The organism is Desulfobacterales bacterium (assembly GCA_030066985.1).
Taxonomy (GTDB): domain Bacteria; phylum Desulfobacterota; class Desulfobacteria; order Desulfobacterales; family JAHEIW01; genus JAHEIW01.
Window position 1 is genome coordinate 1 of sequence record JASJAN010000050.1, and the last position, 23,065, is coordinate 23,065.

21 protein-coding genes are annotated in these 23,065 nt (G+C 50.9%); 6 read left to right on the top strand and 15 right to left on the bottom strand.

Going from position 1 to position 23,065, the window contains the following annotated elements; genetic code table 11:
• The coding region (locus QNJ26_19505; protein MDJ0987737.1) for a pseudouridine synthase at window positions 1-375 on the top strand (375 nt) is incomplete at its 5' end.
• 73 nt (window positions 376-448) lie between these two features.
• Here the strand turns inward: QNJ26_19505 and QNJ26_19510 are convergent.
• A complete protein-coding gene (locus QNJ26_19510) occupies window positions 449-1,432 on the bottom strand; it encodes a calcium/sodium antiporter (protein MDJ0987738.1) in 984 nt (327 codons plus the stop codon).
• A 552-nt stretch (window positions 1,433-1,984) separates the two neighbouring features.
• Between QNJ26_19510 and QNJ26_19515 the strand changes: the two genes are divergently transcribed.
• The 4 genes from QNJ26_19515 to QNJ26_19530 all read left to right on the top strand — a co-directional run bounded on the left by QNJ26_19515 (window position 1,985) and on the right by QNJ26_19530 (window position 6,048).
• A complete protein-coding gene (locus QNJ26_19515; GenBank protein ID MDJ0987739.1) occupies window positions 1,985-3,307 on the top strand; it encodes a putative sulfate exporter family transporter in 1,323 nt (440 codons plus the stop codon).
• Between the two features lie 316 nt (window positions 3,308-3,623).
• Window positions 3,624-4,205 (top strand): NF038143 family protein, encoded by a 582-nt coding sequence (locus QNJ26_19520; GenBank protein MDJ0987740.1) that lies wholly within the window; start codon window positions 3,624-3,626, stop codon window positions 4,203-4,205.
• 393 nt (window positions 4,206-4,598) lie between these two features.
• The gene (locus QNJ26_19525) at window positions 4,599-5,219 is read left to right on the top strand and encodes an NF038143 family protein (protein ID MDJ0987741.1); all 621 of its coding nucleotides are present in this window, start codon (window positions 4,599-4,601) and stop codon (window positions 5,217-5,219) included.
• A 1-nt stretch (window position 5,220) separates the two neighbouring features.
• Window positions 5,221-6,048 carry a hypothetical protein gene (locus QNJ26_19530; GenBank protein ID MDJ0987742.1) on the top strand — a complete coding sequence of 276 codons (828 nt, stop codon included), beginning with the start codon at window positions 5,221-5,223 and terminating at the stop codon, window positions 6,046-6,048.
• Window positions 6,049-6,158: 110 nt separating this feature from the next.
• Here the strand turns inward: QNJ26_19530 and QNJ26_19535 are convergent, their stop codons facing one another.
• On the bottom strand, window positions 6,159-6,758 hold the full coding sequence (locus QNJ26_19535; GenBank protein MDJ0987743.1) for an NF038143 family protein: 600 nt from the start codon (window positions 6,756-6,758) through the stop codon (window positions 6,159-6,161).
• A gap of 151 nt (window positions 6,759-6,909) precedes the next feature.
• Between QNJ26_19535 and QNJ26_19540 the strand changes: the two genes are divergently transcribed.
• Entirely contained in the window at window positions 6,910-8,796 is a 1,887-nt protein-coding gene (locus QNJ26_19540) for an SDR family NAD(P)-dependent oxidoreductase (GenBank protein MDJ0987744.1), read from the top strand.
• Window positions 8,797-8,903: 107 nt separating this feature from the next.
• Here QNJ26_19540 and QNJ26_19545 read toward each other — a convergent pair whose 3' ends face one another.
• From QNJ26_19545 to ftsA, 13 genes are all read right to left on the bottom strand, one after another.
• Complete coding sequence (locus QNJ26_19545; protein MDJ0987745.1) at window positions 8,904-9,383, bottom strand: universal stress protein; 480 nt, start codon at window positions 9,381-9,383, stop codon at window positions 8,904-8,906.
• Between the two features lie 238 nt (window positions 9,384-9,621).
• Entirely contained in the window at window positions 9,622-10,197 is a 576-nt protein-coding gene (gene rsxA, locus QNJ26_19550; GenBank protein ID MDJ0987746.1) for an electron transport complex subunit RsxA, read from the bottom strand.
• Between the two features lie 9 nt (window positions 10,198-10,206).
• Window positions 10,207-10,821 carry an electron transport complex subunit E gene (locus QNJ26_19555; GenBank protein MDJ0987747.1) on the bottom strand — a complete coding sequence of 205 codons (615 nt, stop codon included), beginning with the start codon at window positions 10,819-10,821 and terminating at the stop codon, window positions 10,207-10,209.
• Between the two features lie 12 nt (window positions 10,822-10,833).
• Complete coding sequence (locus tag QNJ26_19560) at window positions 10,834-11,424, bottom strand: RnfABCDGE type electron transport complex subunit G (GenBank protein ID MDJ0987748.1); 591 nt, start codon at window positions 11,422-11,424, stop codon at window positions 10,834-10,836.
• Between the two features lies 1 nt (window position 11,425).
• Window positions 11,426-12,421 (bottom strand): RnfABCDGE type electron transport complex subunit D, encoded by a 996-nt coding sequence (locus QNJ26_19565; GenBank protein MDJ0987749.1) that lies wholly within the window; start codon window positions 12,419-12,421, stop codon window positions 11,426-11,428.
• Window positions 12,414-13,697 carry a 4Fe-4S dicluster domain-containing protein gene (locus QNJ26_19570; protein ID MDJ0987750.1) on the bottom strand — a complete coding sequence of 428 codons (1,284 nt, stop codon included), beginning with the start codon at window positions 13,695-13,697 and terminating at the stop codon, window positions 12,414-12,416. The genes QNJ26_19565 and QNJ26_19570 overlap by 8 nt, the downstream gene beginning before the upstream one ends.
• A 49-nt stretch (window positions 13,698-13,746) precedes the next feature.
• Window positions 13,747-14,181, bottom strand: coding sequence for a cytochrome c3 family protein (locus tag QNJ26_19575; protein ID MDJ0987751.1), 435 nt, complete (start codon window positions 14,179-14,181; stop codon window positions 13,747-13,749).
• Window positions 14,182-14,518: 337 nt separating this feature from the next.
• Complete coding sequence (locus QNJ26_19580) at window positions 14,519-15,001, bottom strand: cyclic nucleotide-binding domain-containing protein (protein ID MDJ0987752.1); 483 nt, start codon at window positions 14,999-15,001, stop codon at window positions 14,519-14,521.
• Window positions 15,002-15,015: 14 nt separating this feature from the next.
• Window positions 15,016-15,762: an NAD(P)H-dependent oxidoreductase subunit E gene (locus QNJ26_19585; protein ID MDJ0987753.1), complete on the bottom strand. Its 747-nt coding sequence runs from the start codon at window positions 15,760-15,762 to the stop codon at window positions 15,016-15,018.
• Window positions 15,763-16,043: 281 nt separating this feature from the next.
• Window positions 16,044-18,161: an FAD-dependent oxidoreductase gene (locus QNJ26_19590; protein MDJ0987754.1), complete on the bottom strand. Its 2,118-nt coding sequence runs from the start codon at window positions 18,159-18,161 to the stop codon at window positions 16,044-16,046.
• Between the two features lie 356 nt (window positions 18,162-18,517).
• Entirely contained in the window at window positions 18,518-20,251 is a 1,734-nt protein-coding gene (locus QNJ26_19595) for a radical SAM protein (GenBank protein ID MDJ0987755.1), read from the bottom strand.
• A gap of 306 nt (window positions 20,252-20,557) precedes the next feature.
• Window positions 20,558-21,748, bottom strand: a complete 1,191-nt coding sequence (ftsZ, locus tag QNJ26_19600) for a cell division protein FtsZ (GenBank protein ID MDJ0987756.1) — start codon at window positions 21,746-21,748, stop codon at window positions 20,558-20,560.
• 96 nt (window positions 21,749-21,844) lie between these two features.
• Window positions 21,845-23,065, bottom strand: coding sequence for a cell division protein FtsA (gene ftsA, locus QNJ26_19605; protein MDJ0987757.1), 1,221 nt, complete (start codon window positions 23,063-23,065; stop codon window positions 21,845-21,847).

Genomic DNA, 23,065 nt, shown 5'->3' on the forward strand with positions numbered 1-23,065 from the left:
TCCACTGTAAGCCGCAGCGGTCGGACCGCGGAGACCCAATGGGCAATAAAGGACCAATTTAAGCAGTTTGCTCTTCTGGAGGTGACGTTGAAAACCGGGCGAACACACCAGATACGGGTGCATTGTGCGTCTATCCAGCATCCCATTGTGGGCGATAAAGTTTATCGGCCCCGGAAGCTGGAAAAAACAATTGCCAGACAAAGCCGCCGTCCGGACGAGATCCTGCAGGTCTTAAAATCAGCCAGGCGTCAGATGCTGCATGCCTGGCGACTGGGCCTTGCCCATCCGCAAAGCGATGAATGGATGGTGTTTGAATCCCCGCTGCCGCCGGATATGGCTCAGCTGATCAAACAAATCCAGGAGGCGGGTTTATAGGTTCAAAGTTTAAAGGTTCAAAGGTTCCTGAAAGATTGAACCCTGAACCCTGAACGCTGAACCTTTGAACCCTTTATGCCTTGATAATCAGGTAGGTTAAATATCCCACATAACAGGCGAGCAGAAGGGCGCCGCCTTTGCGGTCGACGGTATAGGTTCGGCGCATCAGCAGCCAGGGCAAAAAACTGGTGAACAGCATCACCAGGTAATCGATCCACAGCCCGCTTTCAAAAAAGCCGCCGGGAATCGGAATCGGCCGCACCAGAGAGGCGGCGCCTAGCACGCTCATGATATTAAACACGTTGCTGCCGACCAGGTTGCCGATACTGATATCCATTTCACCGCGCATGGCAGCCACCACAGATGTGGCCAGCTCAGGCAGGGAGGTGCCAAAGGCCACGATGGTCAGTCCGATAAATTTTTCACTGACACCCAGCTCCGTCATTATGTAAACGGCGCTCTCGACCACCATCTGGGCCCCACCGACCACACCGGCGATGCCGACAACTACCAGCAAAATCTGCTTTGATCTGGAAGCAATATAGCCGATATCTTCCAGTTCGGATTCGATCGCCGCGGTCATCTCACCACCGCCGGCTTGCCGGGTTTCCTTTTTGGCCAGGTAATAATTGATAAAGGTGTAGGCGATGATGCCGCCGAAAAGCGTGGCGCCTTCAATGCGGCCCAGAGTGCTATTGAGCGAAAGGACCAGCAAATACAGGGAAATGCCCAGCATGATCGGTATATCGCGCCGGATGACCGATGGATCACTTTTGATGGGGTTAAATAAGGCCGACAATCCCAATACCAGGGCAATGTTGCAGATATTGCTGCCGATCACATTGCCGACCGCAATCATGCTTTTGCCTTTAATGGATGAGATCAAGCTCACCACCAGCTCGGGGGCTGATGTGCCGAAAGCCACTACTGTCAGACCAATGACAATCGGGGTCACCCCCAGGCTGCGTGCCAGGCTGGAGGAGCCTTTGACCAGCCACTCAGCCCCAAAATAAAGCAATACAAATCCGATCAGGCACAGCACGATGTAAAGCAACATACCCCTTAACTCCTTTCAGAACCGCTGAGCATGGTCAACCTATTTCAAGCGTCGCCTGCGATCCAGCTGCAATTGGGCACCGATGAAAGCGGGTAGAGATTCTGATGTGTCAAATTTTGAGCAGCGATCATAGGCGAGACCTGACCGGGTGTCAAGGGGATATCCGTGTTCGGAAAACCTTAAGAAAGCATTTAAAACCTAAGTTGGCAGTCCTGACAGGGTGGTATTATCGGGCGCGAAATGACATAACTAATTGGAATTTATATTTTTATACACCAATATACAGCTGCTGATCATTTTGCTCTTGACCTTTCCATTCTGTTGGTACATGATTCTGCTTGCGTTTCCCGGATGCTTCTTATACAACACTTTGTGGTATAAAAAAGGACAGATGGAGACCATACAGTTTTAAAATTATCAGGCTGAAAGGAGGTGAAGCACCGGACATTTTCAGGTTGAGTTAATTAGAACAGAGCCTTTTCGAAAACATTGACACTCAGTTTGGAATGTTTGTTTGCAACCCAACTAACCAAGAAGAAGGAGGCAAATAAAATGAGCAACGGAAACAACAGGACCCCGCTACTGCAAAATGAAGATTGGTGGGCCTGTTTCATTGGCTGGTTTATTTTGCTGTTAGCTGTCTGGGGTGTGCTCCCGGCAACGCCCAAAATCGCCACATGGACCAGCCTGACAGCAGCCTTCCCCAAAGGGTGGTCGACCGTAGGGACGGCGATCGTTTTATGCCTTACCATGGGGATTCTGACATTTATCGGCGGCATCTTCATGAAATATGATTTGAAGAATTACATCCCGGGCTTTACCGTCATTTTTGCCATCACCGTCGTGTCCATGGTGATATCCAAGCAGGCGTTTATCAAAAAGTGGGGTATTTCTTATGTCCTATTCGCCCTGGCTTTCGGCCTGATCATCAGCAACATATTCAAGGTGCCCAAAATGCTCAAAGCTGCCGGCCAGACCGAATTTTTTGTTAAAATCGGTCTGGTGTGCATGGGAGCCACCATCATGTTTTCGGTGGTTCTGAAAGCCGGTGTTTTCGGCGTGATGCAGGCGGTACTGGTGGCAACAGTGGTGTGGTTCGGCACCTACTGGATCTGCCGCAAATTCAAGGTGTCGGAGCGCTTCAGCAGCATTATTGCAACGGCCAACGCCATTTGCGGTGTTTCCGCCAGTATTGCCGCCGGCGGCGCCGTCCAGGGTGATCCCAAAGAGGTGAGCTACATGGTGGCCTGGGTCCTGGTATGCGCGGTGGTCCTGATTCTGGTGATGCCGCCGATTGCGGCATGGCTGGATCTGCCGACCAATCAAGGGGGCGCCTGGCTTGGCGGTGTGATCGACAACACCGGCGCGGTGATTGCCGCCGGTGAAATCCTGCGCGACAAGGCCGGCAATCCAAGCCAAGCGGCAGTTGAAGCCGCCGCCATGGTAAAGATGGCCCAGAATGTGATGATCGGCCTGGTGGCCTTTCTAATGGCCATATGGGCGACCATGTCGCTGGAGAAAAAAGAGGGCGTTGAGAAGCCCGGTTTCAGCGAGGTGTGGTACCGCTTCCCCAAATTCGTGGTCGGATTTATGGTGGCTTCTCTGGTGGTTTCTTTTATCATCGAGCCTTCGATGGGCAAAAAAGCGGCCAAGGCCGTCTCCAAAGCTTGCAAGAGCTATCGCAGCTGGTTTTTTGCAATGTGCTTTGTGGCCATTGGATTGGAAACCGACTTTAAAGAGTTGGTGACTGTCGGCGGCGGACGACCGGCCATTGCCTACTGGTTATCTCAGACCGCAAATGCTATCTGGACTCTGTTTATTTCCTGGGTACTGTGGTCTGGCACTTTTATCACTCCGCCGATTCTGCCGGACTAAACACTAAATTGAGATATAGACATTTAAAGGCGCTCTTTTCTGAAGAGCGCCTTTCTTTTTGTGTCGCTCAAAATTGTCAGCGCCACTAACAGCACTCATCTATCGCAAATTCAAAAATGGTTTCCGTTTCTGGTGTTTTTTTTGGGATTTGACAAGTCGTTTCAGGTGATTTTCACCGCTCTCCATAGAATTTTACAGATAAATGGAATTGCGGTATAAGCTATTGTAGAAATAAAACGTTTGCTCATCGCAACGCATATTTAACAACCGCTATAAAGCTTTATTCCCATAACCGGCCACTGAAGGATATTGCCCTATGGAAAAACCCAAGATGATCCTGATAGCGGAAGAAAAACTGGCCCGCGAAGTGACCCTGGGTGTTATCGTGACCCGGCCGCTGACCGTCTGGCATTATATCATTCCGGGCATGTTCATCATTGATTTCCTGCGTCGCGGCAGCGCCCTGAAAAAATATACCGAGAATTTCCTTTTTCCCCGAAAATTGGCCGTTGATGCCGCTCAGGCACTTGCCCAGGGTGAACCTGAAGCTGATGTGTTCGAACACATTGAAAACGACACCCGGGTGTGGTTAAATTCCCTTGATTTGTATTCCACGGGGCTGCTGCAAGCCCAGGTGGGCGCTATTAAATTGCTGGCTGACCACTACGGCATGCTGCTAAAAGAGGACGGCTTAAGTGTTTATGCTTTGATGAAAGCCGCTTACCAAAACCAGGAGAACCTGCAGACATTCTTTGAGGAATTAACGGCTGCGGAAGCCGAGGTGGATCGCGAGCTGCTTGCCAAAAAGGGCGAAAACGAGAAACTCAAAGAGAAGATCTTGGCTGAACAAAAGCAGCTTGAAGAGAGGCGGGCAAAGATAATTGAAGAAGTTTTCTAATTCAGTGTTATCGAATCATGGTAAAAGATAAAGTCGTTCATATCATTTTCTTCCAGGCGCTATGAATGGCAAATTGCCTGTGGCCTGATATTTGGGATGATATTAACATTTTCGCATAACCAAAATTTTAGATGCTAAACATCCCAAATACCAGGCCGCTACCATCTGATAAGGTATCTTATCAACATAGCGCCTTCCAGAAAACGACATGACCGACCTCGATAACTGTCACAGAACGAAAGACAGGGATTTAATAGAAAAGATGGAGCATAGCGACACTGCAATTTTAGTCACTTTAGTTCATTTTAGGCATTTTAGGCACTTGTTAATTTTGCCGAAGTCATGATTTGAGGCTTAACCATTTATAACATATCTTAACCCAGCGGAGAGACATTGACTGAGGATTATCACAAAAAATATAAAATCATACTGGAAAAAGAGGAATCCAGGGCCCGGACACTGGCGCTTTCATTGATCAAACCGAAACAGCTGACGGTCTGGGAAATCTTGATTCCGGTCATTTTTATCCTCAATTATGTTAAATTGAAGCATTCCAGGGAGATTTTTATCCAGAACCAGATGTTTACCAAGAAGATGGCGCTGGATGCAGCCCTGGACATGAAAAAAAAAGACGCCCCCAAAACAGCGGTTATGGCGCAGATCGATTCCAAGACGAAAGAACTGGTGGCCTCGGTACCGAACGGTATTTATTCTGATGATATTCGCCAGCAGCAACTGAGTGAAGTGGAGTTGCTCATTGACCATTACACCGCGCTCTTAAGCGCACCCGGCATGGATCATGCCGCCCTGGTGACACACGCCTATCAAACGGCAGCGGATTATTCATCCTTTTTGACAACACTGCAATCGGCTGAAAAAGCGGTCATTGACGCCGCGCACCGGACGCTGGGCAGCAAGGCCGATACCCAGACGGCCGCCAAAATTGAATCGATCACCGAAAACATGCGCGCGGCAGAAGTTAACAACCTATATTCACCCCCATCCCAGCCATGAGATGCTAAATCGTAACGAACAGGAGCATATTTTCCAACACGCATATGTGCCGGAGCATTTAATCCAGTACGCGACGGCAGTCTCCGGCGGCACGCCTTTTTATGTTCAGGGCTACCTGTGTTATCGGCAGCGAAACCATCTCATTCTTATCGGATATCCCCTGGCAGACCCTCCTGAGAAGCTCTCACAGGTATACCCGGTGGTCTGTGAGCGGTTCAACCCGGATGCCATCACGCTGGTTGCCGAAGACCTGTCCGGTTTACCGCCAGGCGATGAGCCCCAGCCGGCAGATCACTACTATCGCCTTGACCTGCCCTTAAAGCCACCGCACCCGGATGTGGCCTACATGGTGCGGCGCGCTGCAAGGGAACTGCAAATAGAAGCGGGTCAATTTGGCAGGGAACACAAAAAGATCATCAAAGAATTTATCGGTGGGCAAAAGTTATCCGCGGCCCTTGTGAAGGTCTTTAAACAGGTGTCAGCCTATATGAAGCGGTCACCATCGGCTTACTTGCTTGAGGCCCGTAAGTCGGGTCGGCTGGCTGCGTTTTCCATTGTCGATCTGGGTTCGGCTCACTATGCCTTTTACCAATTTAATTTTCGCTCTGCAAAAATGAGTGTGCCGGGTGCTTCTGATCTTCTGTTTGACGAAATGGTGCGGCTGGCGCAATCGAAGGGAATGCAGGCCATCAACCTGGGGCTGGGCGTTAACCGCGGTATCCGACGCTTTAAGGAAAAATGGGGCGGTCAGGCCTTTTTAAAACATCGCACGGTGCACATTCAACTCAGATCGGATACTGACCTTAGCAAATTGTCGAAAAAGCTTTAGGTTCAAAAATTAAGGTGTCAGGTTTCGGGTGTCAGGTGTCAGCCCTTCTAACCGACCCTGACACCTGACACCCGAAACCTTATGTATATAAACACCTGAAACCATCTGATTTAAGAATAAATCTGATCGGCTTCTGCCAGGCGGATATTATTAGTGGCCTCTTTCACTCTCTGAAACCAACGTCTGCGATCTGTTTTGGTTCCTTTACGCATGGTGGTAATGGAAGCCTGAATGACGTCATCTTCCAGTTTTTGCAGGGAGGTTAAAAAGCTCAGATACTGACCTTTTGAGGGAAATTGTTCTTTGATGATGCCGGCATATGTTGTTTGTTGTGATTTGAAAAGATCCCGGTAATGGTTGATGAGCAGCTCGATTTCGGGTAATTGGCGGCGCCTGATTTTTTCGGTGTAAAAGCCTTTTTTTTCTTTGTTCAAGACGTCTTTGGTCTTGATTTCAATCTGGCGGAACTCCCAGGCATAATCTTTGCCCTGGTCAATATTTTTTGCTGCTTCAAAAGCAAGCCGTTTGGTAAATAGAATATTTTTGCAGGTAAAACGCAGTCTCTGCTTATATTTGAAACGCTGATACAGATAAACGGGCAGCAGCAACATTTTCCAGTTCACGGCTACTTTTTTATCCGCCAGAAGAATTCTGGCGACTTTATCGGCCTGGTGATCCTCATGCTTCCAGATGGTGCGGTAATTTGTCATGGCGAGCAAGATATAGAGAACCCTGTCTAATGTCAACCGCTACATAGGGTCCCATTGTTATTCGTTTACTTGCTTTTAATGAGCGAGATGGTTATCGTATTTTCCTTGGTCAATAGTATATTTCAAGATCGATGCTTTCGGATAAACCACTATGACGCCATACTCTTTTGACGGCAAAAATGTTCTTGTCACCGGTGCCAGCGGCGGCCTGGGCTCTGCCATAGCGAAATTGCTGGCTGACAGGGGAGCGCAGTTGGTGGTCTCTTCTCGATCGGAAAAGGCGTTGGATGAGCTGATTTCACAATTGCCGCAAAAAGAAAATGCACGCGCTATTACCGCCGACCTGTCTCAACCCGGAGAGGCGACCCGGCTGGCGCAAGAAGCCAGTGCGGTGCTCGGTCATATTGATGTTCTGATCAACAATGCCGGTGTCGGCTATTTTGCCCTGATGGAAGAGACCAGCGAAGAAAACATTCGCCATCTTTTCGAGGTCAATACGGTTTCGCCTCTGGTGCTGATTAAAACCCTGTTGCCGCAGATGCAAAAAAGGGGCAGCGGTCGGGTGGTCAATATTTTATCCTGTGCCGGCCGGGTGCCCATTCCAACGGTAGGGGTCTATGGCGGCAGCAAGTCGGCATTGGCTGTTATGGCCAATACCATGCGCCTGGAACTTGACCCCCAAGGGATTGATGTTATCAATATTTATCCGGGCACGGTAGCCACTGCCTTTGAAGAACATGCTTTCAGGGAAGAAGAACGACCGGGGCTCTGTCCGCATGACATCTGCGGCGAGCCTCGCTTTCGAATTGCTCAAAAAGTTGTTGAAGCCGCTGCCGGCCCGCCGGGCGAAGTCTGGCTGGAACGGGCCGGCAAGTGGTTTTCAACGGCGGCGCTCATCTGGCCGAATTATGTTGATCGCCGCCTGTCATCATTGCGCGATCAGGTGCTTGAAAAGAAATCGCTTAAAAAACGGCCTTGGCGACTCTTTCAGGTGGAATCGGCGATTGCCTGTAATCTGAAGTGCGTCATGTGCCCCTGGAGAGAGATCGCCAAAAAATCCCAGAATCGCGGTATCATGACCCCGGAAATTTGGGATGCCATACGACCCTATTTAGATCAGGTGCAATCGGTTGATTTTACCGGTGGCGGTGAGCCCCTGCTCCAACCCCATCTGCCCGAATGGATTGCAGATGCCGTTCAAGCCGGATGTGAAACCGGTTTTTTATCCAACGGGCTGCTGCTCAAAGAGGACAAACTAAAGAAAATTCTGGCTGCCGGCATTAACTGGATTTGTATTTCCATGGATGGGGCTGATGCCGAGATGTACAACCAAATCCGGGTGGGGTCTAATTTTAATCGAGTTTGTGAAAACGTGGCCAACATCTCCAGGCTGCGCAGCAACAAGGTGCCCAAAACCATGCTCAATTTTGTTATCATGGACATAAACGCGCACCAGATGGAAGATATCGTGAAATTGGCGGATCGTCTGGGGGTGGATCAGATCAATTTCAAGCAATGTGATGTCATTCGCGATCAGGAGGGAAAAGGCTTTGGCCTTTTTGCCTCCGAGGAAACCAAAGAAATCCGGCGTCTGCAAAAATCGTTGGATAAAGCCCGGCGCCTGGCAAAAAAATTAGACATCGAAACGACGGCCTTCGCTTTTACACCTGAGGAACTGGCTGTATGCGAGCAGGATCCGCGCGATTCCCTGTTTATTCGATACGACGGCACGGTGGCGCCCTGTATCAATCTTGCACTCGGCGGACCGACCACATTCTTGGGAGAAGAAGTCACCATTCCTTCGGTCCACTATGGCAAGCTGCCGCAGGACGATTTAATGGATTTATGGGAGACAGAGAGCTGTCAATTCTACCGGCAGATATTCCAGGAAAGGGTTGAAAAATTCGATAATATCATCATGAACGGTCTGCTCGGTTCTTCGGGCAGCAACCGTGTGAAGGTGATGCGCCAGGCCCGGGAAGCCATGCCGGATCCGCCGAAGGGGTGTAATGTGTGTCACTACCTATATGATATATAAAGTTCCAAGGTTCAGAGGTTCAGGGTTCAAAGGTTCTGGTTTCAACGGTTCGGAGGTTCAAAGGCTCATAACCCAGAACGCAGAACGCTGAACCTTTGAACCTTATTTTAGATACCCGGAACACAGCCCGGGGCGCGGATCATCAAAACCGGAACACAGGCAGAGCGCAGCAAGCGGTCGGCCACGCTGCCCATTATCCAGCGGCTGACACCCGAACGGCCATGGCTGGCGATGACAATCAGGTCAACCTCATTTTTCTCTGCCCAGTGCGCCAGCGTATCGGCAACCATGCCCTCCAATACCTCATAATTAGGAACCACACCATCAAGACGGGTGTTTGCCACCATCCTTTTTAAATAGGCTTCGGCCGCTTGCGTGTGCTGCTTCTGCAGCTGCAATCGCTCTTCCTCACCAAAGCCGAATTCGCCTCTGGCCGGCACACTGGCCGGCAATTGAATTGGATTTACCACGCGGACAAATACCACATTGGTGATTTTACATCCGGTTGTAATGGCCTCCACATGCGGCATGACACATTCTGCCAGCTCCGAACCATCCAGCGGGACCATGATTTTGTTGTACAACATCAGTTGTTCTCCTATAGAAGTTGATTTGAGGTAACAATAGATATGTCAAAATATAAGAACGGTCATGCACAAGTGTCAATTCGGATGGCAGATGTCAGAAGTCAGAGGTCAGAGGTCAGATTTCAGAGGACTCAGGACTGAGTGCTGAGGACTGAGCAACACGAACGAATGTCAGTAACCAGAGGGCAAAGGTCAAGGGCCTTAACCATTGAACCCTGAACCTCTGAACCTTGAACGGTTATACCATCCCCCTGAAGGCCATGAAGGTGAGTGACAGAACTCCGGCGGTGACCAGGGCAATGGCGGTGTCCTGAAGTGGGCGCGGAACCCGGGCTAAAAGAATGCGCTCGCGTACGCCGGCAAACATGATGAGCGCCAGGCCGAAACCGACGGCGTAGCTGAAAGAGGCGACCAGCGCCTCGAGGAAATTGTATTCTTCATTGATGTTGATCAGGCAAGCGCCCATAACAGCGCAGTTGGTTGTGATCAGGGGCAGGAAAATGCCGAGGCCGGCATACAGACCCGGGATGCTTTTTTTAAGGAACATTTCGACAAATTGCACCAGCGAGGCAATCACCAGGATAAATGACACGGTTCGCAGGTATTCAAGACCCAATGCTTTCAGGAAATATCTATCGGTAAGCCAGGTGATGACGCCGGCCATAACGAGCACGAACACCACCGCCATGGCCATGCCGACGGCAGTTTCCATTTTCTTGGAAGTCCCCAGAAACGGGCAGTTACCCAAAAACTGGGCCAGCACAATATTGTTGATCAAGATACAGCTGATTGCCAGAACGATTAAATCGCCCATCGTCATCTCCTATTTTTTACCCACCAGATTCATCAGACAAAGCATCAAACCCAGCGCGACAAATGCACCCGGCGCTTCGACCATAAACGTAAACGGCTTGTAAGCCGGACCAAAGGTATTGTAAACCAGGCCCCAGTCCTTCCATAATGTCAGGTAACCGGTGCCCAAAAGTTCGCGTACAGCCGCCAACGCCGCAAGTGAAAGCGTAAAGCCGATGCCGATCCCCAGACCATCCAGCAGGGATCGAACCACACCGTTTTTAGAGGCAAAGGCTTCTGAACGACCCAGCACCACACAATTAACAACAATGAGCGGGATAAAAATGCCCAGTTTCAGAAATAGTGGATAGGCAAAGGCCTGCATGACCAGCTCTACAACGGTCACAAATGTGGCAATAATGACAATATAGCAGGCGATTCGGACCTTGGCCGGGATGACTTTGCGCAGCATGGATACCAGCACGTTGGAGCACACCAGCACAAAGGTGGTGGCAACACCCATTCCGATACCGTTTTCAACGGTTTTGGTTACGGCCAGCACCGGGCACAGGCCCAGGACTAAACGAAACGGCGGAACTTCATCCCATAAGCCTTTGGTAAATTCCTGTACAATTGATCGGGCCATCCATTGCTCCTATTATTTAAATTCGTTCAGCTTTGCGGTTAGCTGGGGTTTCGCTTTTTCAAATATTTTCAAGGCATCATTGGTTGCCGAAGTCACCGCGCGGGATGTAATCGTGGCGCCGCTGATGGCATTAATGCTGCCGCCGTCAGAGGTGACGTTGACCGGTTCTCCCAACGGCAGCTCTTTGAACTGGGCTGCAAAGCTTGGATCAGTTTTGGCTTTGGCACCCATGCCCGGCGTTTCAGCGTGGGTGGTTACGCCCACCCCCATGATCTGATTGTTCGAGACGTCAATACCGACCATCAAACCCACATCGCCGCCATAACCTTTACCGGAGGTTTCAAAAGTAATGGCGCGCGGCTCGCCGTCAAAAACACCCACAAAAAAGGTGTGCTCGATTTCATCGACCTTAAGTAGAAAGCGATCTACGATGGGGTCGTTGGTGGCCCCTTCCAAAATGGATCGGATGGCCGGACCTTTGACAAATTCAAGGACCTGGTTTTCAATGCGATCCTTGGTGTTATCGCGTATGGCGGCCAGCAGCCCTCCGGATAAGGTGGCCAGAATTGTCAGGACAAGCAGCATTTTTATCATTTCACGCATCTTATTCAACCTTTCCAAGTGCCGGGGGTCGGATTTTATCCAGCAGGGGGCTAATCAGATTGATGACCAGAATGGCCAGAATAACCCCATCCACCCAGGCGCCGATATTGCGGATCAGCACGGTCATAATCCCACCAACGGCGCCATAAATCAGCATGGGTATGAAATTGACGGGTGAAGACGAATCTTCGGTGGCCAGGAAAAAAGCGCCGATTAAGGTATAGCCGGTTAGCAGGTGAAAGGCCGGCGGCGCAAACTGGGCCGGATTGAACAGATTAAAGACGGTGGCTGTTAAATAGACACCGGCCAGGAAGGTGAGGGATATTTCCCAGCGGATAAAGCCTCTCAGCATCAGGTAGACGCCGCCGATGATAAGACCCAGACCAAAGGTCGCGCCGGGACCGCCCAGCTGCCGTCCCATGAGAAGATCCACCAGGTTGAAGTTGTCCGCCGAGGCGGCGCCGTAATATTTTACAGCCGCCAGCGGGTAAACGGTGGCAAATTCGAGATCGTAATTGAGCAGGGCGGCATCAAAGTCCAACAGGCTTCCCCATGAGAGCATCATCATTGCCAGTGCCAGCGCGACCGGATGAAAGGCGTTGCTGCCAATACCGCCAAATATTTGCTTGCCAACAACGACCACAATGAACGTGCCGGTGATGACCGCCCACCAGGGCATGGTGGCCGGAACGAGCATGGCAAACAGCATTCCCAGCCAGGCGGCGTTTCCGTCGCCGATGGTGATGGTTCTTTTGGTCACCAGGTTAATGGCCAGCTCCCAGATGATCGCTGAGGAGATCGCTAGGCAGACCACACCCAATGCCTGCATGCCATAGTGGTATAAGCCCAGCAAAAGCGCCGGCAGGGCGGCCAGCATGGTATGATAACTGCGCTCGGTTATCGAACGCCCGCTATGAAAGAACGGGGCATGGGATACGATTAATTTTTTCTGTCCTAGGGGTAATTGCTGCTCAAGCATGTCTCTTTTCTCAAGCATTCGCTGCCTCCAACGTTTTTGCGCGTTCCAGCTCGTATTTTGCCAACTTGATATACTGCAAAATCGGGATTTGGGATACGCATACATAGCTGCAAAGGCCGCAATCGATACACGAATATAAATCGTAGTTGTCGGCGGCCTCTTCATATTGGTTGGCTTCCAGAAATCGAACCAGCATGTTGACCTGAATCTTCGCCGGGCAAATCCGGATACATTCACCGCAGTTGATACACGGATAATCTGAAGCATAGGCAGCCGCGTTGCGGTCCACCACAATTACGGCATCGGTGTCCGACTGAACAGGATGATCCAACGCATAAACCGCCGAACCGGTCATCGGACCGCCGAGAATAATGCGGTCAAATTCGTTAACCGTTTCATCATAGGCTTCCAGGATATGACGGATTGGGGTGCCAATGCAGGTTTCAATGATTCTGTAGGTACCGTCTTTTTTAATGAATGTTAAGGTCTTGTCGGTCGGAATGTGCCCGGTTTCAAAGGCACTGCCAATAGAGATCACTGCCTCGGCATTGATAAAACAGGCTCCCAAATCCTCACAGGTCTGCCCGGCCGGCAGAACCTGTCCGAGAACCTCTTTCACCACCATGGGCTCTAAGGCGGCCGGATATTGTGTTTTGACCCCGGCGACCCGGGCGCCGATATGACCATACCCTTGCACCGTTTCACCGGCAGTAAATAAAACAAAATCCTGCACGTCGGTCACTTCTTTGAGGATCTGAATCCCCTTTGTGAGATCCTTCATGCGGGATTGAGCGATATACTGACTGGTATCCACCATCGGGTCAGGGTCCAGTCCCCTGATGACAATGGTTTTGATGTTGCCGTTTGAATTGGCAAGCTTGGCGATCGGTGGTGCGCCCGGGACACCGACCAGATAGTCGCTAAGCAGCTCAAAAGACGGCGTTTGCTTTTTTTGCTGGAAGGTGTCGTCAAACGTTTCGGCTTCATCCCGTGCAATGCTGATGGCCATATAATCTTTGCCGAAATCACCCGCATAAGGTGAAAGGGCGGCTATCCTACCGCTGATCGGAGAAATCACATAGTGCTTCTCATCCGGATAAAGGGCTAACTTTTGACCGGTTTTGACTGAATCGCCGATGGCCAGTGCCGACGGGGTTTTGTAATCATCATTTTTGGGGTGATACAGGGTGATGGTTTTGGGGGCCGGAAGTTTTTCCGTTCCCGGAAGCTGAGCAGGCAGGGTTTCATAATTAATTTGCGGTGTGGATAAACCCAAAAATGCTTTTTTAATCATGATTTAACCTTTTTTGGTTTCTCAATTGGTTTTTCTCTCAATCCAGTTTTTATAGTGCATGACAGCCGGTACACTCTACCGGACCGGCTTCAAAATCCTGGTGACATTTGATACACTGGTCATGGAATGCGTCGCCCCGCGTCAGCATTTCCGTATCTTCGAAATCAGATTCATCATGACAATCCAGACAAGTTTCATTGACCTCAGTTTCTTCTGCTGGGGGCAAATGACATGCACCACAGGCAACAAGCGCCGAATCGTCCTCTGGGGGATGATGGTGGCAGTCAAAACACGACAGCCCGTAACCTTCTATGGATGCGTGTGTTTTATGGTTGAACAGGACATTGCCCGCCGCAACCGTATACATCAAACGCAGCGGCTCTTCCGGCGCCTTGAGCGGAAAGGCGGCGTAGCTAATCACACCGATGACCAATAAACATATGGCCAATGCACCTGCCAGTTTCATTTCTTTTTTTGAAAACATATGATTTCCGTATCGTGTTTGTGTTGCCTGTCAACTGCATGCCAGAAAGCCATGCACCGACTACCATAATGTCGACTAGCTTTCAAGAAATTTCTGGTAAAGTGTGAATCCAGCTAAATATAAAATTTTTAGATAGTTATGAGAGATGATAGCGCTGCCAAAACGGCGTGATGACGTCATGGCCTCATGGCGCGATGGAAATTCGAATAATTTTAGCTCATTCCGATTATTCCAATATTCCACTACGCCAGCACGCCAACATTCCAATTGGAAGTTAAGATTCGTTTAATTGGTCCCCCTAAACACCTTTTAACACCACTTGAATAAGCGCCTGTGTTTACCACCGATTAATAATATCATAGCCCCTGCGACGGGCGACTTCATCTTGAAGCTGGTGAAATCGTTGGCCGACGACAATCATGACCTTTGCCATAACGCGGTATCCCAGCTGGGCGTCATCTTCGAACAGTTGCAGCAGTCGGTCTCGCGAGATTTTGATCGTCTTGCAGCTTCGCGAAGCGCAGTGGGCAGAAAGGCGGTACTTGTTGGGCGGCACCAGACTAGACCAGCCGAAAGGCATCCCTTCGGTCAGGGTCGAGATGGTGTCTTCGGGCATTGCCGGTCCTTCGGGGGCATCCCAGATCAGATTCACCTCACCGTCAAGCACGAGCCAAAAATATTCAGGGACTTGTCCGGCCGCAAAGATGGTTTCGCCGCGTTTAAATTTTGCGACTTCGCAGCATTCCTGTACGGTTGCCAGCTGATCATCATCCAGGTCTGAAAACGCATCCACATCTTCCAAAAAATCGAGATCGACCATAAAAGCCCCCTTTGTTATTGGACCAATACAAAATCGGTCTGAACATCACCCCCTAGAATATGCTTTTCAAATACCTGACGCATCTTCTCGGGAGTCATTTTTTGATATATGACCGGCTCACTGCTGCCGAATTCAACTGTAATGTTAGGCTCATTTTTGCAATGACCAATGCATCCGGCACTGGCCACCTCAATATCTTGTCGATTTGATTTGGAAATTTCTTCCATCAAGGCGCTCATCACCTGGCGCGCACCGGCGGCAATGCCACAGGTGGACATGTGAACTGTAATTTTAACCTTCGACACCGGCGAGACAGTGGCCGATTCTTGGAGTTGATCAAAATGCTGGCTGGCGATGGTAGCCACATTTGTCATGAACATCAGCCCCATGCGGGGATCTGCCTCAAAACATTCCAGGAGGTGATCTTTCTGGATTTGCAGGATTTTGCAGGTTTTGGTGGCACTATAAGCGGAAAGCGCATACTTGAAAGGCGGTACGAAACTTGACCAGCCCAGCGTCTGCGCAGCAGATATCGCGAAAACAGTGTTTTGCTCCGAAGTGGGGCGGCCCGGCAAATCAAATCGAAGGTGGACCTGTCCATCAACGACCAGCCAGATGCGGTCGGCATCATCCCCTTCGGCAAACAGTTTTTCTTCAAAGAGATATTGCTTTTCCTGCCCGCTTTTACCGGCAGCATTTAACTGATCCTGATTGAATCCCTTGAAGATGTCGACCTTCTTTAAAAAGTCCAGACCACCCATGAGGTCCTCCTCATTCCGTGTTCGATGCTTTCAATTTTTTTTAATTTGATTGCTTTTATATTTTGTATTAGCTGTTCCTAGTTTTATAGATTCAGCGTTCAGGGTTCAAGGGTTCCGGGTTGAGCAGTTCTGACCGCTGGCCGCTCCGCTTCTGGTAACTAGCTGGCTATCGGTCTTTCGTCACTATATCTAAGCCAGTAACCAAAAGCTAGTTGCCGTGTTTGAGTTCGCAACACCAAACACCAACGCATAACCTTTGAACCTTTAAACCCTGAACCTTCTTAGGCTGCCTCCCCCAATTTGTTTTTTGTTGTCGGGTGCGGAGGGGTGCTTACCGCTCCGTCCGGGTCATAGCATGTCAGACAGCATGAAAGACAGCGATTGCTTTCACCCGCGGCGGCATCTCGTGACAGCACCTGATCGACTTCAATAAAAGAATGGATGCGCTCCTGCACCTCCAGCTCCGGCATCGGCGCTCTGGTATTTTTGACAATCCCGTCTACCTGGTCAAATAGGGTTTCGGCGATCAGATCACTGTTTAATTCATTATTTTGGGCTTTTACTTCCTGCCCCATGATAAACTGGTGAATCGAGCGGGCAGCCCTTCGTCCGCCGCCAATCGCTGACACCACCAGAGACGGACCCGTGGCGGCATCACCGGCGGCAAACAAATACGGGATATTGGACTGCAGGGTGTCCGGATCCACATCGATGGTATTCCAGCGTGTGGTATTCAGATCAGCCAGGCGTTTCTGCGTGCGCTCGGTAAACGAAACATCCGGGGATTGGCCGATGGCCGTAATCACCATATCGGTTTGCAGTAGGGTTTCAGAGCCTTCGATGGGCACCGGCCGGCGCCTGCCGCTTGCGTCGGGTTCGCCGAGCTCCATCTTTAGATACTCAAGATGGGTGGCATGGCCGTCATCATCAGCGATGATTTTCGTTGGCGCCGCCAGAAATTGAAACTCAACCCCTTCATGCTCGGCCGCGTCAATTTCGACCTCATTGGCCGGCATCTCCCCGCGGGTGCGTCGATAAACGATATAGACCTTTTTGGCTCCCATACGAATGAGATTGCGGGTACAGTCGATGGCCGTATTGCCCCCGCCGATAATCGCGGCTGTTTTGCCAATGGGAAGCTTTTCGCCACTGGCCAGGCGCGACAGAAAATCAATTCCGGTATAGCAGCCTTTGAGATCTTCTCCCTCCACCCGCAAGCTGGCATCCTTCCAGGCGCCGATGCCCATGAAAATGGCATCAAAGCCGGATGCGACCAAAGAGCTGAGGTCAAAATCATGACCGAATTTCACATTGGTGTGAAAATCGACGCCCAAATCGAGAATGCTTTCGATTTCCCAATCCAGGACCGCTTTGGGCAGGCGATATTCAGGTATACCATAGCGCAGCATGCCCCCCATTTTGGGCATGGCTTCAAAAATATTGACCTGATGGCCCAGGCGCCTGAGAAAAAAGGCACAGGTGAGTCCAGCCGGCCCACCGCCGATAACTGCAACGCGCTTGCGCGTATCGGGGGCTGTCGGTATCGGTAGGCGATCGCCGGAATTCATTTCATAATCAGCGACAAAGCGCTTCAACTGATTAATGGACACCGGTTCATCTTCAATTCCCCGGCGGCAGTTTTCTTCGCAGGGGTGCGGGCATACCCGCCCACAGGACAACAGAAACGGGTTTCGCTCTCGGATAGTATTGACAGCGCCCTCATAGTCGCCCTCACGAATCTGGGCGATATATTGGGGTATGTCGATTTCAGCGGGACAGGTCTGACGGCAGGGCGCCAGCCGATCGCTGCTGCGATTAAAATGCATCAGGCGCTCAGACATGGTTTTAACCTTCATGACATATTTGGGGCAAACCGTTTCGCAAGCGCCGCAACCGACACATTTTTCTTCAATCACCTCCGGGTATCCGTGGGGGCCCATTTTGAGCGCATTGAACTGGCAGGCGTCGATGCAGTCGCCCAGTCCAATGCATCCGACAGTGCAAGCCCGTTGGCCGCCGGATAAAACTGCCTGGGCTCGGCAGGTATTGACCCCCAGATAGACAAATTTGTCTGCAGCGCGTTCGCCCCCGCTGCAAGGGTTATAGGATTTTGGGGGCTCAGCCAGACCGACTTCCACTCCCATAACAGCGGCGGCGTTGGCAGCTGATTCAGGGCCGCCGACGATACAAACACTGGGGTCCGCTTCGCCTGCGACAACAGCGACAGCTGCAGCGGAACACCCGGCATAACCGCAACCGCCGCAATTGGCGCCTGCAAAAGTGGCTTCCACACGGGCAATACGTGGATCTTCATATACATAAAAAACACGGGATGCCGCTGTTAAAATTGCAGCGCAAACCATTCCCAGGCCCAACATAAAAAAAATACTTGCAATCATCGCATCTCCTTGCCGATTCTCCTGCTGTATCAAATCGACCACAGTGCAACATATCGGTTCGACATTTGGTTCCGTTTAAAAAAGGGTTTTAATTATCATCTCAGGCTCATATTTTCAAGTATGTTTCATCATTTTTTTGCAATATTATCCATATTCTTGACGATCGGGGAGGTTACTTCATCAGGAGTTATGGGTTGGAGGGTACAAGATGGCAGATCGGTTGATTAATCGAGGACGAGGACGACGACGAGGACGAGGACGAAAGTATTATGCACCCATCGTCCTCGTACTTGGTAGTTTACCATATTGTAACCTTTCAGGACTGTAAACACCCAGATTCAGACCTCTGACCTCTGTCATCTGTCATCTGATGGCTGGTTACAAATTCCGCAAATCTGGCAGGTATCGACGCGGCAAGTTGGAGAGGGTTTGGCGCTGGTGGCACGCCGATATTCGGTTTGCAGATAGGATTTTTTGATTCCCTGATCCAAAAAATCCCAGGGCAGGTGCTCATCGAGGTCGCGCTCGCGCAGAACATAAAAATCCGGGTTGATCGATACGACTTTGAGGGTACGGGCCCAGTTGCCCTTATGGGTGTGCGCCAGAGAAAGGATATCGGCAACCCTGCGATCGCCCCGGGAAAAAAGCGCCTGGATGTAGGCCCAGCGCGGTATGTCCGAATGGACCCGCAAATTGGGGACTTTTTTTAATTCGTTTTTAATTTTGGCGATCTTTTTTTTCAGATCGCCGGTTTCCGCCATGGCCACCCATTGAAATGGGGTAAAGGGTTTGGGGACAAAGCAGTTTAAGCTGATGGTGATGTCACCGATTCGGTTTTGGGCTCGGCTGGCTTTCAAGAAACGGTGCTTGATGCGTTTGCTCAAATGGATGATGGCCTCGACATCATCGTTGGTCTCGGTGGGCAGACCGATCATAAAATACAATTTGAGATTCGGAATGCCGTGGGCTACCAGGTTATCGACAGCCGCCAGAATGGCGTCTTCGGTGATGCCTTTATTAATCACCTTGCGCATGCGCTCAGAGCCGGCATCCGGCGCAATGGTGGCGGTTTTGGCATCACTGTGCTTGAGAACCGACAATAACTGCGGAGATAAACCGTCGGCCCTCAGAGAGCTGAACGATATGCGCAAATCTTTGTCCAGGTATTGGCCGCACAAGTCACTCAATCCCGGAAGATCGGAAACAGCAGCTCCCACCAGACCGATGCGGTCTGTTTGGGATATTCCCTGATCGATATCTTCGGTCAGCGCTGAAATCGGCCTGAAACGCGGGGGGCGATAGATATATCCGGCGGCGCAAAACCGACAACCGTGGGGGCAGCCGCGGGCGACCTCCACCAGATGGGTCTGCTCAAAGGCCGTATCCGGCGTTAATATGGTGCTGCAGGTGGCAGTTTGGGCCAGGTCTTTTAGGTACATCCGTTTTACGGAAGGTGGAGCGGCTTTTTGGGAATGAAATGCAGCGATCGTGCCGTCAGGGTGATAATCGACCTCGTAGAATGCCGGGACATATGCACCCGGGACATCGGAGGCAATTTTCTTGAGCATGCGACGCCGCTTGTTTCCGGGTTCGAAAGCCTCCAGAAAACGCGGAATAATCGCCTCAGCCTCACCGATAAAGAAACAGTCAAAAAAAGCCGCTATCGGCTCCGGATTTAAGAAACTGGCAACACCGCCGGCGATCAGCAGCGGATGTTGGTCACTTCTCTGATCGGCTTGCAAGGGCAGACCGATATTTTCAAGAATGGACAGAATATGGGGATAATCATTTTCAAAAGACAGCGAAAAAGCAATGACATCGGTATCAGTCAAACGTTTTCCGGATTCGACGGTTTTGATGATCGAGGGTGTCTTACGGGAAGGCTCCGGCAGAAAGGCCCGTTCGCAGACGACATGGTCATATGTATTTAACAGACGGTAGACACTTTGAAAACCCAGGTTGGACATGCCCACATGGTAACGATTCGGATAGACGAGGGCAAAACGGACGCGCCCGCGCCAGGATTTGTGTATGGCGCCGATCTCGGTATCCTGCGGGCGCTTTTTGGATTTTGGAGGCCTTGCTGCCATGAGTTTGTCCGTTGTCCGTCTCAGGGGGTTAGTGACCTAAATCGACGGTGATTTGAGTTCACCTTGCTGGCGATGTTTCCCCACATCAGGAGCTGCTGTTACGACCTATGTGGACCATACGCTTAACATGCGGCATTTTGACGCACAGTCAATATTCAATCTGTGGTCTTTAAAAGGACCTAGCTCGCCGCATCAAGAACGATTGCCGGGCGGTGCAATGGTTCAATTTAAGCTAACGTCAGCTCCTGCTCAAATCAATTGATTTCGCCTAACCTTGACCTTCAACGGACAACGGAAATTGGTGCCCTAATCCGCCTTGCGTCTCATAAAAGTCGGCACGTCCAACTCGGAATCTTCCACGCTCAGCCCCTGGGGACCGCGGTAGAGGGCCCCGCTGGATTCCCCCACGGCCTTTTGCTGGCGGATAAAAGTGGGCTCTTCGTAATCAATGATGTCTCTTTCCAGGTCATCCGGTGTAATATCGCGTACTTTGCCTCTTAACGGCAGCTCAACCGCATTGCTGGGCATCTGCTGCATTTCCGGTTCAGCGCCGATGCCGGTTGCAATAACGGTGACGCGCATTTCATCATCCAGGCTGTCGTCGATGGAGGTGCCCCAGAAGATGTCGGCATCATCGCCGACTTCGTCGTGGATCCTTTCGGAGGCTTCGGCCACTTCCTCAAATTCCATATCGCTGGTGCTGGTGATATTCATCAGCACGCCCTTGGCCCCGGCAATGGGCAAATCTTCCAGCAAGGGGTGCGACATGGCGCGTTCGGCGGCCTCGACCGCGCGGTTTTCACCGGAGGAAATCCCGATGCCCATAATGGCCAGTCCGGCTTTGGACATCGTGGTTCTCACATCTGCAAAATCCAGATTGACCAGTCCGGGCATCATAATCAGGTCGGTGATGCCCTTGACCGAGTGCAACAGGATTTCATCGGCTTTTAAAAACATATCCATCAGTTTGGCTTTCTTGGGCGCCAGACCGCGCAACCGATCATTGGGTATACTGATGGCGGTGTCGACGACTCTTTTCAAGCTGTCGATACCATCCTCAGCCAGCATGGTTCGTTTTTTGCCCTCAAACGCAAATGGCTTGGTGACCACTGCTACCGTTAAAGCGCCTAAATCCTTACAGATTTCGGCAATAACCGGTGCAGCTCCGGTTCCGGTTCCACCGCCAAATCCGGCGGTGATAAACACCATGTGGCTGTCGACCAGCGCCGCTCGCAGGGCCTCTTCACTTTCAAGCGCCGCATCGCGGCCAATCTGGGGGTTTGCGCCCGCTCCAAGCCCTTCGGTCAGTTGTTCGCCGATTTGAATTTTGACCGGTGCCATGGACATTTCAAGCGCTTGACTGTCGGTATTGGCGGCAATAAACTTAACACCTTGCAAATGAGATGCAATCATATTGTTGATGGCGTTACCGCCCGCACCGCCGACTCCAATTACCTTAATTTTTGCTGATTTTTCTTGGTCCACATAGGTAAACATTTTTTTCCTCCATAAAGTTGGGTTAAAGGTTATGGGTTATTAGAATCTATCTTCAACCGGCTTAGCCGGCTCAACCGGCAACCGGTTAACCAAAATTTAGACCACATCATTGAACCAGCGTTTCATGCGGGTCATGACGCGGTTAAAAATATTTTTATCCCGAATTCTGAATTTGCTAGAGTCCTGGTTGCTTGCTCCATATAGCACCAGCCCTACGCCGGTCGCGTACATGGGGTTGTTGACGACATCCACCAGGCCCGTGATAGCACGCGGTTTGCCGATCCGGCAGGGAAGATTGAAAATCGATTCGGCAATTTCATTGACACCTTCTAAAAGCGCCGTCCCGCCGGTGATGACGACCCCGGATGGGATCATATTCTCCATTCCGGAGCGCACGATTTCGCGTTGTACCAGCTGGAAGATCTCCTCCATGCGGGGTTCCAAGATCTCACCCAGAATTTGGCGAGATAATTTGCGGGGCTCGCGGCCGCCCATGCCGGGCACTTCGATGGTTTCTTCAGGATTGATGTTTTTGGAGACGCAACTGCCGTATTTCTTTTTGATTTTTTCAGCTTCGGCATGGGGTGCGCGCAACCCGATGGCGATGTCATTGGTCAGATTATTGCCGCCCAGTGCCAAAACAAAGGTGTGCTTGATATTGTTCTGGGAAAAGATCGCCAGATCCGTTGTCCCGCCACCCAGGTCCAGTAGGGCGACACCCAGCTCTTTTTCCTCAGCGGTCAAGACGGCCTCGCCCGATGCCAGTGACTCCAAAACGATATCGCATACATCCAGGCCGGATCGGTTGGCGCATTTGACGATGTTATGGGCGGATGCCACTGCTCCGGTGACAATATGAATTTTGGCCTCCAACCGCACGCCGGACATGCCGACCGGATTTTGAATGCCGCGCTCATCATCCACCATATATTCCTGCGGCAAGACGTGAATCACCTCGCGATCCATGGGGATGGCCACCGCACGGGCCGCATCGATAACCCGATCGACATCCTGCTCGCCGATCTCATTGCCTTTAACGGCAACGATTCCCCGGCTGTTAAAGCCGGTAATATGGCCACCGGCAATGCCGGCATAAACCGCCGAAATTTCACAGCCGGCCATCAATTCAGCTTCCTCCACAGCTTTTTTTATGGATTCGACTGTCGATTCGATATTGACCACGACCCCTTTGCGCAATCCGATTGAGGGGTTAGTGCCGATGCCGATGATGTTGGCTGAGTTTCCGGATACTTCGCCAACGACCGAACAAATTTTGGTGGTTCCGATATCAAGACCGACTATTACATCTCCCTGCAT

Coding starts and splice junctions, on each gene's coding strand:
- QNJ26_19510 (MDJ0987738.1), bottom strand. CDS start 1,432: ATGTTGCTTTACATCGTGCTGTGCCTGATCGGATTTGTATTGCTTTAT.
- QNJ26_19570 (MDJ0987750.1), bottom strand. CDS start 13,697: ATGATTAAAAAAGCATTTTTGGGTTTATCCACACCGCAAATTAATTAT.
- QNJ26_19530 (MDJ0987742.1), top strand. CDS start 5,221: ATGCTAAATCGTAACGAACAGGAGCATATTTTCCAACACGCATATGTG.
- QNJ26_19590 (MDJ0987754.1), bottom strand. CDS start 18,161: ATGATTGCAAGTATTTTTTTTATGTTGGGCCTGGGAATGGTTTGCGCT.
- QNJ26_19515 (MDJ0987739.1), top strand. CDS start 1,985: ATGAGCAACGGAAACAACAGGACCCCGCTACTGCAAAATGAAGATTGG.
- rsxA (MDJ0987746.1), bottom strand. CDS start 10,197: ATGGGCGATTTAATCGTTCTGGCAATCAGCTGTATCTTGATCAACAAT.
- QNJ26_19575 (MDJ0987751.1), bottom strand. CDS start 14,181: ATGTTTTCAAAAAAAGAAATGAAACTGGCAGGTGCATTGGCCATATGT.
- ftsA (MDJ0987757.1), bottom strand. CDS start 23,065: ATGCAGGGAGATGTAATAGTCGGTCTTGATATCGGAACCACCAAAATT.
- QNJ26_19580 (MDJ0987752.1), bottom strand. CDS start 15,001: ATGGTCGATCTCGATTTTTTGGAAGATGTGGATGCGTTTTCAGACCTG.
- QNJ26_19540 (MDJ0987744.1), top strand. CDS start 6,910: ATGACGCCATACTCTTTTGACGGCAAAAATGTTCTTGTCACCGGTGCC.
- QNJ26_19535 (MDJ0987743.1), bottom strand. CDS start 6,758: ATGACAAATTACCGCACCATCTGGAAGCATGAGGATCACCAGGCCGAT.
- QNJ26_19555 (MDJ0987747.1), bottom strand. CDS start 10,821: ATGGCCCGATCAATTGTACAGGAATTTACCAAAGGCTTATGGGATGAA.
- QNJ26_19545 (MDJ0987745.1), bottom strand. CDS start 9,383: ATGTTGTACAACAAAATCATGGTCCCGCTGGATGGTTCGGAGCTGGCA.
- QNJ26_19565 (MDJ0987749.1), bottom strand. CDS start 12,421: ATGCTTGAGAAAAGAGACATGCTTGAGCAGCAATTACCCCTAGGACAG.
- QNJ26_19560 (MDJ0987748.1), bottom strand. CDS start 11,424: ATGCGTGAAATGATAAAAATGCTGCTTGTCCTGACAATTCTGGCCACC.
- QNJ26_19595 (MDJ0987755.1), bottom strand. CDS start 20,251: ATGGCAGCAAGGCCTCCAAAATCCAAAAAGCGCCCGCAGGATACCGAG.
- QNJ26_19520 (MDJ0987740.1), top strand. CDS start 3,624: ATGGAAAAACCCAAGATGATCCTGATAGCGGAAGAAAAACTGGCCCGC.
- QNJ26_19585 (MDJ0987753.1), bottom strand. CDS start 15,762: ATGGGTGGTCTGGACTTTTTAAAGAAGGTCGACATCTTCAAGGGATTC.
- ftsZ (MDJ0987756.1), bottom strand. CDS start 21,748: ATGTTTACCTATGTGGACCAAGAAAAATCAGCAAAAATTAAGGTAATT.